The organism is Kribbella antibiotica (assembly GCF_004349055.1).
Taxonomy (GTDB): domain Bacteria; phylum Actinomycetota; class Actinomycetes; order Propionibacteriales; family Kribbellaceae; genus Kribbella; species Kribbella antibiotica.
In genome coordinates, this window is sequence record NZ_SMKX01000123.1 from 16,697 (window position 1) to 27,001 (window position 10,305).

The following is a 10,305-nucleotide window of genomic DNA, read 5'->3' on the forward strand; positions in this document are numbered from 1 at the left end:
TGTGCATCCGGACAACATCGGTGCCTGGATTAGTCGGTTCCTACAGCGGCAGCCATTCGGTCCAGGTGGTGACCGCATCCAGCACGTCCGGCAGCGGATCGACGCCGATCCCCGGCCCGGTCGGTACGGCGAGGTGACCGTCCGCGAGCGTGAACGGCGCGGTGATGTCGGTCGAGTAGTACCGCGACGACCCAGATGTGTCGCCCGGCAGCGTGAAGCCAGGCAGCGCAGCCAGCGCGACATTCGCCGCGCGCCCGAGCCCGGTTTCGAGCATGCCGCCACACCAGACCGGGATGCCGTTGGCCACGCAGACGTCGTGGATGCGCCGAGACTCCAGATAGCCACCCACTCGACCAGGCTTCACATTGACGATCGAGCATGCGCCTAGCGAGATCGCCGCCGCGGCTGCCCGGGCTGAGGTGATCGACTCGTCCAGACAGATCGGCGTCTTGACCTGCCGCGCCAGCTCCGCGTGCCCGAGGATGTCCTCCTCGTCCAGCGGCTGCTCGATCAAGAGCAGATCGAACGCATCAAGCTGCGCCAGGTGCCGAGCATCCGAGACCGCGTAGGCCGTGTTCGCATCAACCTGCAGCAGGATGTCGCCGTACCGCTCCCGGACGGCCGCCACCGGCTTGAGGTCCCAGCCCGGCTCGATCTTCAGCTTGATCCGTAGATATCCCTCGTCAATGTATTGATCAACAGCGGACAACAGTTGATCAATCGAGTCCATAATCCCCACGGATACTCCACACGGGACCCGGTCGTGCACAGCACCGAGTTCGCGTCCCAGCGAGCGCCCCTCGGTCCGCAGCTCAGCGTCCAGCACTGCGGTCTCCAGCGCAGCCTTCGCCATCCGGTGCCCGTGGAACTTCGCCAGCGCCGGGGCCACCTGGGTCGCCCGATCAACCCCCGCCACCGCAGGCACGAAGTACCGGCGCAGTACGTCGATCGCACCGTCGACGTACTCCTCGGAGTACAGCGGTGCGGCCATGGCGACGCACTCACCCCAGCCCTCGGCCTCGGTGCCGACAGCCCGGAGCAGTAGCGCGTCCCGCGTGACCTCGGTCCCGAACGACGTCCGGAACGGTGATACCAGCGGTAGCGACACCCGCCGCAACTCGACTCCGGTCAGCTTCATGCCATTCCCTCTCGTTCGACTACGTACCATCCGGTCCGATCGAAGCCAGTCACCCGGCCACCGTCCGCCAGCAAGCCACCGAGCACGTCTCGCACCGCCAGCCGCCACTCTTTTGCCGCTGCGAAGTCCGTTGCCCGCAAGGCCTCTACATCATTCGGTACGGCGATCGCCACCGGACCCGTCGTCGGCAGCTCGGTGCGGACCGGCCGGCCGTCGTCTCCGCGGCCCAGCGCAATGGTTGCCGCTGGCAACTCAATTCCGCCGACAGGTTCGTCGAGCTGCCAGCGCACCAGCAGCCGATCGCTCTCGTCCGCGCCGTTGATCTCGTCGCGCATCTGCCCGTAGAAGTTCTGCAGGTACTGCGTCGGTCGTGCACCGAGCTTGATCAGGTTGAAGTACGCGTTGCGTCGGATCAATGGGTCGAAGGTCCACTCAATAGCCGTCAACCCACGCTCCAGTGCCCACTCCCGCTGGTGCAGCTTCAGGGCGAAACCGACGCTCCGGCCGCGCGCTTCACGAGACACCCCAGCCACGTGACTGTGCAGCGTCAGCTCAGACGGCGCACCGAAGAATCCGACACACGCTCCGACCAGTTGGCCGTTGTCGTACGCGCCTCCCACGTAGCTGCCGGCTTTGGACATTGCTCGCAGCAGGTCGGTCGTCACCGGTGGGTTGTGAGGGTCTGGACGCCAGATGGAGTGGAACAGCTGGTAGACCGCCTCCAGGTCGGCGAGCTCTTTCAGCTCACGCACCTGGACGCCAGTCGCTGTCTCAGTCATCGTCGCCCCAGCAGGTCTGCGATCAGCGTGGTGAGCAGAATGGTCCGGGGCGCGATCTCGTCGACGATGACGTGCTCGTCGTCGGCATGCGCGCCGCCGCCCACCGCACCGAGCCCGTCGAGTGTCGGCGTACCGACGCCGGCGGTGAAGTTGCCGTCAGACGCTCCACCCACGGAGACCTGGCGCAGTGGTGGCTGGCCGAGCTCTGCGGCCAGTGCGGAGGCCCGTTCGTAGAGGTCCTCGGCCATCTTGCGTTCGAACGGCGGCCGGTTCGGACCGCCGATCAGCTCGAGCACTGCTTCGGGGAGCACAGGTTTGAGCGCCCGCATTGCGTCGTCCACTCGCAGTTGCTCGGCGACAGTCCGGGCGCGCACATCGACCAGGAAGCTCGCTGCGGCTGGGACGGTGTTGCGCACCGTTCCGGACACCAGCTTGGTCGGAGTGACCGTCGTACCGAGTTCTGGGTTGCCTAGCTCGTTGATGGCGAGGATCTGGTGTGCTGCCTCAATGCTGGCGTTCACCCCGAGCTCTGGCTCCAGTCCGGCATGAGAGGCACGGCCGGTGATCTGGAGCTCGTAGTTGGAGACACCCTTGCGTTCCAGCTTGAGGGCGCCGTCCGCTGACGCCTCCAACACCAGTGCGGCGAGACAGCCGGCCGCCTCGGCCTCGATGAGCGCACGAGACGACGGTGAGCCCAGCTCTTCATCACCAGTGACCAGCAGTGTGATGCCACTCGGGTCGGGCAGAGCGGCAATTGCGTGGAACGCCATCACCACACCGGTCTTCATGTCGAAGGAGCCCGGCCCACGCAGTACGCCGTCCTCGATCTGGAACGGATGGGTCGCAAGCGAACCCAGCGGCCAGACCGTGTCGTGGTGGCCGACCACGAGCACCTGTGTCGGCCCGTCGCCGAACTTCCAGCGCAGATGCGTCCAGCCGTCGATGGCGAGGTACTCCGGTGCCTTGCCGAGGCGCTCGGTCCCCAACTGGGCGACCACGTCCGCGCTGGCCGCCACGGCCTCCTTGTCGGACGAGGGCGACTCGCAAGTCACCAGAGTCTCGATATCCTTGAGCAGATCCATCAGTCCACCTTCGGTGTGGCGCGGGAGCTGAGGTGAAGGTACTTCTCACCGGTCGGCAGTGAGTAGAACGTGACTGCGCTCCAAGCCAGCGCACCGTCCGGCCTGATGGCGAACAAGTCGCCGCTGTCATCGACAGGCACCAGTGCGCGCTCCTGCGTCGCCTCAGGAACCAGTGCAGCAAGCGGTCCGGTAACCGTGGTGCGCAGTACGGCGCTGCCATCGCGGACCAACACCTCGTGCGTCGTGCCGGCGCGCTCGTAGCGTCCGGTGTGCGGCTCCAGGTCGACGGCTGGCGGTGTGGCCGGCGGAGCCAGGGGAGTCGGCAGCTTGACGTCGGCCAGCTCCTGGAAGAGCTCCCCGAACAGTTCGTCGTACAGGTCGCCGGCGCTGCCGCCGTTGGTCAGCAGGGTGATCGCCAGGCCTTCGGTGGGCAGGATCCGCAGGAAGGCGGTCTGGCCGATCGTGCCGCCGTCATGGCCGATCACACTCTGGCCGTCCCAGGCGAACCTGATCCAGCCGAGTCCCCACGAGTCACCGAGCGAGTTGGCCGGCAGTTCGGCGTGCAGCTCAGCCATCTCGGTGACACTGGCCTCGGAGAGCAGCTGCTTGCCGTCAGGTGCCAGGCCACCGTCCAGATGCAGTCGGGCGAACGCCAATACGTCAGCGACCGTTGAGGAGATCAGCCCGGCCGGACCTGCCGACCGCTGCAATCCCCAGACCGGAGCGAGCTTCCCGTCGAGGTGTCCGACCGCCGTCCGGTGCAGCAGGGCTTCTTCGGGCAGCGTGACTGTGTGCCCGAGCCCTAGTGGCGTGATGATGCGCTCGCGCAGCACCTGGTCCCAGGTCTTGCCGGTGAGCTTCTCGATCACCCGTCCGGCCAGGGAGAAGCCAGAGTTGCAGTAGGACCAGGTGGCACCGAGCGGAGCGTTCTGGCTGACGTTGGCAAGCACGTCGACGTACTTCTCCAGACAGTCGTCACCACGGCCGGTGTCGTCGAAGACATCACCGTCGATACCGCTCGTGTGAGTGACGAGGTGCCGCATGGTGACCTGCTTGGTCACGTCCGGATCGCTCAACCGCAGCTCGGGCAGTACATCAACTAGTGGCGCGTCCAGGTCGATCAGACCTTCCTCGACGAGCTGCATCACCAGAGTGGTCGTCCAGACCTTCGTGATGGACCCGATCTGGAACAGCGAGTCAGTAGTGACCTCGACGCCGGTGTTCTTGTTCAGCACCCCGGTGGCTGCCTCCACCAGCTCGCCTCCACGCAGGATGCCAAGCGTGGCACCAGTGACACCGTGCTTTGCGGCCAGTGTGGTCAGCCTGCGTTGCCAGTGCGCCGCATCGAGCCGCGGACGACGCGGACCGTCCGCGCTACCGGCGTACTGGTCGACCCATTCGAGTGTGCGGCGGTTGAAGTCGATGCGGTGCGAGGGCTTGCCCTGCACGATGAACAGGTGGTCTGCCTCCGGGTAGAGCACCAGTTCGGTGGGTACGCCGCGCTCACGCAGTGCGGTGTGCCACTGCTGCGCTTGGCCGAGCGGGCAGCGGCGGTCCGCATCGCCGTGGAGGATCAGCGTGGGCGTCTGCACCTCGTCGATCTGGGTCATGGGTGACATGGCGCTGAGGTCACCACCGGCCAGCTGGAAGGCGGTCAGGTAGTGCCCGGCGTCGGAGGTGCCCGTCATGCTGGTCAGGTCGCTGATCACGCCACCAGCGACGGCAGCGGCGAACCTGTTGTCCCGGCTGGTCAGATAGCACGTCATGAAGCCGCCATAGCTGTAGCCGGCCACCGCGAGACGGTCCGGATCAGCGATGCCTTCGGCAACCAACTGGTCGATCGGCTCAAGGAAGTCCTTGCCGTCCGACGTGCCCCAACCGTTGATCACCCCGGTGAAGAACTCCTCGCCGTACCCGTCGCTGCCGCGCGGGTTCACCAGCAGCACATTCCAGCCGCGGGTGACGAGCTCCTGGTGGTAGGCATGCAGTTCGTCAGCTCCGGCACTCCAAGCGCCGTGCGGACCACCATGGATGTCCAGCAGCAACGGCTGCGCGCCGGTCGCTGCAGGGTCGCGAATCAGCCAGGCGGCGACGACAGTCCCGTCCGAGATGGTGAACTCACGCTCCACTCGGGCGAAATGCTCCACCTCCGCCAGCTTCTCGCCGTACGACGTCAGTGGTGTGCTCGCGCCGGTCTCCAGGTCGACGGTGACAACTTCGCCGTACGACGTCTCAGTGGTCAGCGTGGTGGTGGCGATCCCGCCCGCCACGCTGAGACCGGAGATATTGTGCCCGGGCTCGCCCAGTACTCGTTTCGGAGTGCCACCGTCGACCGGTACGGCGTACAGGTGTGTGCAGCCGCGGTCGCGGGCGCAGAACAGGACGGTCCGGCCACCGTCAGTCAGGACGGGGTGGCCACCGGGGTAGGCCGGTCCGCCCACCATCACGTTGCGGTCGAAGGAGGCTGTCAGGTCGGTCACCGTGCCAGAGGTCAGCTCCAGCCGCAGCAGTCGGCTGTGGCCGACTGGACCGTGCAGACCGCCGACCAAGAGCAGATCCTTGCCATCGGCTGTCCATCCGGACGCTGCGACCACTCCGTCGGCCAGACCAACCAGCTGGGGCACTGCCTTCGCATCGGTCGCGTCCAGGACGTAGGCCGGGGCCTTCGCGGTCAGGTCGGCGTCGGTCGAGGTGGCCGCGCCGAATGCGAGCTTCGTGCCGTCTGGCGACCAGGCCGGGTCTCCAGCGTGCCAGTCACCCTCAGTTGCTTGCCGGACTGTCTTCGCTGCGACCTCCAGCACGTGGACGTGCTTGCGGACTGTTCGCAGCCAGCCGACGCCGTCAGCCTGGTAGTCCAGTCGCTTGGTGGCGATCGGGGCGTCGTTGGTGGTGGGAGCGATTTCGACAGGTGCGCTGAAGGCGATCCGCGTTCCGTCCGGACTCCACTTCGGCGAACCAGCGCCCAGTGGGAGAGTCGTGAGCTGTTCTGGCTCGCCACCGTCGCTGGGGAGCACCCAGAGCTGCGCGGGGCCGTCCATGGCTCGCAGGAACGCCAACCGGCTGCCGTCAGGAGACCAGACCGGGGATCTGTCGCCATCGGAGCGGGTCAGCTGCCGGGCCTCGCCTCCTGCCGCCGGGACCCGCCAGAGGCTCCGCAGGTCGCGGTCTGCCTTCAGATCAGTGGTCCGCAGGACGTACGCGACCTGCGTGCCGTCGGGAGACAACGTGGGCTCCTCCGGGACAGCTAGCTCGGCCAGGTCGTCGATACGCAGACGTCGGGTCACGAAGTCCTCCTCAGAAGCGGGCAGCTGCCTGCAAGCGATGCTAGGTGGCCACACCGGGGCTGCACTTGTCGGATTCGACAAGTGATCACGCTGGGTTCGTCGAGATGAACAAACGGGCAATCACCGCGCTGGATCGGGAACATCCCGGCAGGACTTACCCTTGAGGGTGTTATGACCTCCTTGCGCCCTCGTTCGGTCTACCTCGATCACGCTGCGACGACTCCGATGCTCCCCGCAGCGATCGAGGCGATGGCTGCGCACCTGGGGCGCACTGGGAACGCATCGTCGCTGCACGGTGCCGGCCGAGCCGCGCGCCGGACGGTCGAGGAGTCGCGGGAGACCATCGCCGCTGCGCTGGGAGCGCAGCCGAGCGAGGTCGTCTTCACCTCCGGTGGTACCGAGGCGGACAACCTGGCCCTGAAGGGGCTGTGGTGGGCGCGCCTGACCGAGGACCCGCGCCGCCGCCGGATCCTGCTGAGCGGTATCGAGCACCACGCCGTCCTGGACCCGGCCGTCTGGCTGGGCCAGCACGAGGGCGCCGAGATCGAATGGCTGCCGGTCGACGAGCTCGGTCGGATCCGCCCGGACGACGTACGGCGGGCGATCGAGTCGGCGCCGGAGACGGTGTCGTTCGTCACGGTGATGATGGCCAACAACGAGGTCGGCACTCTGCAGCCGATCGAGGAGATCGCGGCGCTGGCCGCTGAGTACGGGATCCCTGTGCACACCGACGCTGTCCAGGCGATCGGACAGGTGCCGGTGGACTTCGCTGCGCTCGGTGTCGACGCTCTTACTGTTTCCGCGCACAAGCTGGGCGGTCCGTACGGCGTGGGCGCGCTGGTCGTCCACAAGGAGACCAAGCTGACCCCGGTGCAGCACGGTGGCGGCCAGGAGCGCGACGTACGCTCCGGCACGCTGGATGCACCGGCCATCGCCGGCTTCGCGGTCGCAGCGGAACACTCGATCGCCGACCAGCCGCTGGAGTCCGTCCGGCTGACCGGTCTGCGCGACCAGCTCATCAAGGGTGTGCTGGAGACCGTGGACGGCGCGCATCTGTCGGGTGACCCGGTTGGTCGCTTGCCGGGTAACGCACACTTGTCTTTCAGCGGTTGTGAGGGCGACTCGCTCTTGCTGCTGCTCGATGCACGCGGGATCGAGGTCTCCACCGGCTCCGCATGCAACGCCGGGGTCGCAGAGCCGAGCCACGTGCTGCTGGCCATGGGGTACGACGACCAGCGCGCACGCGGGTCGCTGCGCTTCACCTTGGGACACACGTCGAGTCAGGCCGACATCGACGCCGTACTGGAGAACATCGGACCGGTGGTGGAGCGGGCGCAGTCCGCCGGTCTGCAGAACGTGGGAAGGAACAGCTGATGCGGGTACTCGCAGCCATGTCCGGTGGAGTGGACTCCGCCGTCGCGGCAGCGCGGATGGCCGAGGCCGGGCACGACGTGGTCGGAGTGCACCTGGCGCTGAGCCGTAACCCGCAGTCGTACCGGACCGGTGCGCGCGGGTGCTGCACCATCGAGGACTCCCGCGACGCACGCCGAGCCGCGGACGTCATCGGCATCCCCTTCTACATCTGGGACCTGGCCGAGCGTTTCCACGCCGATGTGGTCGAGGACTTCGTCGCCGAGTACGCCGCCGGCCGCACGCCGAACCCGTGCCTGCGCTGCAACGAGAAGGTCAAGTTCAGCGCAGTGCTCGAGCGAGCGCTCGCACTGGACTTCGACGCGGTCGTCACCGGCCACTACGCGCGCATCGTCGACACCCCGGCCGGCCGCGAGCTGCACCGAGCAGTCGACCCGGCGAAGGACCAGTCCTACGTGCTGGGCGTGCTGACGCAGGAGCAGTTGGCGCATGCGTTCTTCCCGCTCGGTGACACGGCCAAGACCGAGATCCGCGAGGAGGCCGCCCGTCGGGGGCTGGCCGTCGCGGACAAGCCGGACAGCCACGACATCTGCTTCATTGCCGACGGCAACACGGCCGGCTTCCTCAGCGAGCACCTGGGGGAGGCGCCCGGCGACATCGTCGACGCGCAGGGGAACAAGCTCGGCGACCACAGCGGTACGCACGGCTTCACGGTCGGCCAGCGCAAGGGCCTCCGGATCGGTACGCCGGCCGCCGACGGCAAGCCGCGGTTCGTGCTGGACATCAGCCCGGTGGACCGCACTGTCACGGTCGGATCGCGTGCGGAGCTCGCAGTGACCGGACTGACCGCATCGAAGCCGCGCTGGTGCGGCCCGGTGCCCACCTCCGAGCTGCATGTGCGCGCGCAGCTGCGTGCACATGGCGAAGAGGTCGCAGTGATCGCACGCCTTGAGGGAGACCAGGTGCTGGTCGAGTTCACCGAGCCGGCCTCCGCCGTCGCCCCCGGACAAGCCGTGGTCCTGTACGACGGCACCCGCGTCATCGGCTCCGCCACCATCGACGCGGTCGACCGCGTAGCCGCAGCGCACGCGTGACGACTACTGGCCTGGGCTCGCTGCCAGGCGACGGCATTCGCGAGTGGATGAAGGTCCTGCTCGAGGAGGTCGATATCCCATTCCTCCCCGAGCTCCCAGCCCGCCCGTACGGCGACATGCTGAGCCGCGCGATCGCACTGGTGACTGAGCTGGCTGCTGATCTGCAACCGGCTGGCTGGCGGCTTACCGGGGGAGGGGACGCGACTGCGAGTCTGGATCAGCGCAGGGCGCGTGGAGTACTGCGGGAAGACCTGGACGTGCTGGAGGAGTACGCGGACGGCTATGTCGGTCCGCTGAAGGTTCAGGTCACCGGTCCGTGGACATTGGCCGCCACAGTCGAGCGACCGCGGGGCGACAAGATCCTGGCCGACCACGGTGCGCGGCGGGATCTCGCTCAGGCGCTGGCCTACGGGGTCGAGCACCATCTGGCCGAGGTGCGCAAGCGGGTGCCCGGTGCGGACGTCGTACTGCAGATTGACGAGCCGGCGCTGCCCGCCGTACTGGCTGGAGCTATCCCGACCGCCTCTGGCTGGAGCAAGCACCGCTCCATTGATGGCCCGGGTGCGGTGGAGCTTCTGAGCCTGTTCACTGGTTTCGGACCCACCGTGGTCCACTGCTGCGCGGCGCGACCGCCGATCGAGGTCTTCACGAAGTCCGGCGCGTCGGGCATCGCCGTAGACATCTCGTTGCTCAATGCACCGGGTTGGGACCAGCTGGGCATTGCTGTCGAGGCTGGTTCGACCATCTACGCCGGTCTGGTCCCCACGACCGGAGTCCTGCCGAACCAGGAACAGGCCGCGGCCCCGCTCATCCGCCGCTGGCGAGAGCTAGGCCTGGACCCCGAGCTGATGAAGCAAGTAGTCATCACCCCAGCCTGCGGCCTCGGCTACGCAACCTCCCCCCGCGACGCCCGAGCGCGGTTGGCGCTGCTCCGCAAGATCGTCGACGTCGTAGGCGAAGCCGCCGACGCCTAGGAACCCCACAACGTCCGAGCCCCCGCCGTACGTCGTCGGCGTGTTTTCGGACGTTGCGATCGCCGGCGTTCCACCCGCATCGCCCAGCGCTCCGGTGATTTCACCCGACGCGCCAGACCAGCCGCGTACGTCGACTGTGCGGAGTGTGCCGCTGGTAATCGATGGACATGCGCCCGGTACGCACACTCGACGCCGAGGTCCGCCCTCGGCGATCACTGCACGACCGCGTCCGCCATACCGGCCCATCGCTAGCTGCGGCGCCCTGCGATGGCGAGGTCCAGGCAACTCGCGGATCATCGCGCGACTGCCCTCCAGCCGCGTTCGCCGTACCAGCCCTACCGCCAGTACAACGCCCGACGTACCAGCCCATCGCCAGCTACGGCGCCTCCTCCCGCGACCGGCGACCGGCGAACCGGCTGATAGCTAGCTCCGGCGACCCGCGACCGGGGTGCCCGCCCCATCGCCAAGGCGGTGTGACGCGCCGTTCGTGCCCGTCCTTGAGCCCCCACCAACCATTTTCCGCCGAACCGATGGTTGATGCGTGCACAAGGTCAACCGCCCTCCCCACTCCCCGTCCCCACCG

General features: G+C 67.6%; 7 protein-coding genes and 1 pseudogene. 3 read left to right on the forward strand and 5 right to left on the reverse strand.

All coding sequences use genetic code 11. The annotated features are described in order from the left end of the window. Positions 1-40 precede the first annotated feature (40 nt). From menC to E1263_RS44420, 5 genes and pseudogenes are all read right to left on the reverse strand, one after another. On the reverse strand, positions 41-1,138 hold the full coding sequence (gene menC / locus E1263_RS31205) for an o-succinylbenzoate synthase (protein ID WP_132173895.1): 1,098 nt from the start codon (positions 1,136-1,138) through the stop codon (positions 41-43). Next, positions 1,135-1,917, reverse strand: a complete 783-nt coding sequence (locus E1263_RS31210; RefSeq protein WP_132173897.1) for a GNAT family N-acetyltransferase — start codon at positions 1,915-1,917, stop codon at positions 1,135-1,137. Before E1263_RS31210 ends, menC begins: the two co-directional genes overlap by 4 nt. Continuing rightward, positions 1,914-2,999 (reverse strand): M20 family metallopeptidase, encoded by a 1,086-nt coding sequence (locus E1263_RS31215; RefSeq protein WP_132173899.1) that lies wholly within the window; start codon positions 2,997-2,999, stop codon positions 1,914-1,916. The genes E1263_RS31210 and E1263_RS31215 overlap by 4 nt, the downstream gene beginning before the upstream one ends. Then, the gene (locus E1263_RS44415; protein ID WP_420323400.1) at positions 2,999-4,321 is read right to left on the reverse strand and encodes a serine hydrolase domain-containing protein; all 1,323 of its coding nucleotides are present in this window, start codon (positions 4,319-4,321) and stop codon (positions 2,999-3,001) included. Before E1263_RS44415 ends, E1263_RS31215 begins: the two co-directional genes overlap by 1 nt. A gap of 66 nt (positions 4,322-4,387) precedes the next feature. Next, positions 4,388-6,037 (reverse strand): annotated as a pseudogene (locus E1263_RS44420) (S9 family peptidase); the annotation flags it as partial. Between the two features lie 417 nt (positions 6,038-6,454). Here E1263_RS44420 and E1263_RS31225 point away from each other — a divergent pair. The 3 genes from E1263_RS31225 to E1263_RS31235 are packed head-to-tail and all read left to right on the forward strand — an operon-like array spanning position 6,455 to position 9,722. Further along, positions 6,455-7,657 (forward strand): cysteine desulfurase family protein, encoded by a 1,203-nt coding sequence (locus E1263_RS31225; protein ID WP_132173903.1) that lies wholly within the window; start codon positions 6,455-6,457, stop codon positions 7,655-7,657. Next, a complete protein-coding gene (mnmA, locus tag E1263_RS31230) occupies positions 7,657-8,748 on the forward strand; it encodes a tRNA 2-thiouridine(34) synthase MnmA (RefSeq protein WP_132173905.1) in 1,092 nt (363 codons plus the stop codon). The genes E1263_RS31225 and mnmA overlap by 1 nt, the downstream gene beginning before the upstream one ends. Further along, complete coding sequence (locus E1263_RS31235; protein WP_132173907.1) at positions 8,745-9,722, forward strand: uroporphyrinogen decarboxylase/cobalamine-independent methonine synthase family protein; 978 nt, start codon at positions 8,745-8,747, stop codon at positions 9,720-9,722. Before mnmA ends, E1263_RS31235 begins: the two co-directional genes overlap by 4 nt. Positions 9,723-10,305: the final 583 nt, after the last annotated feature.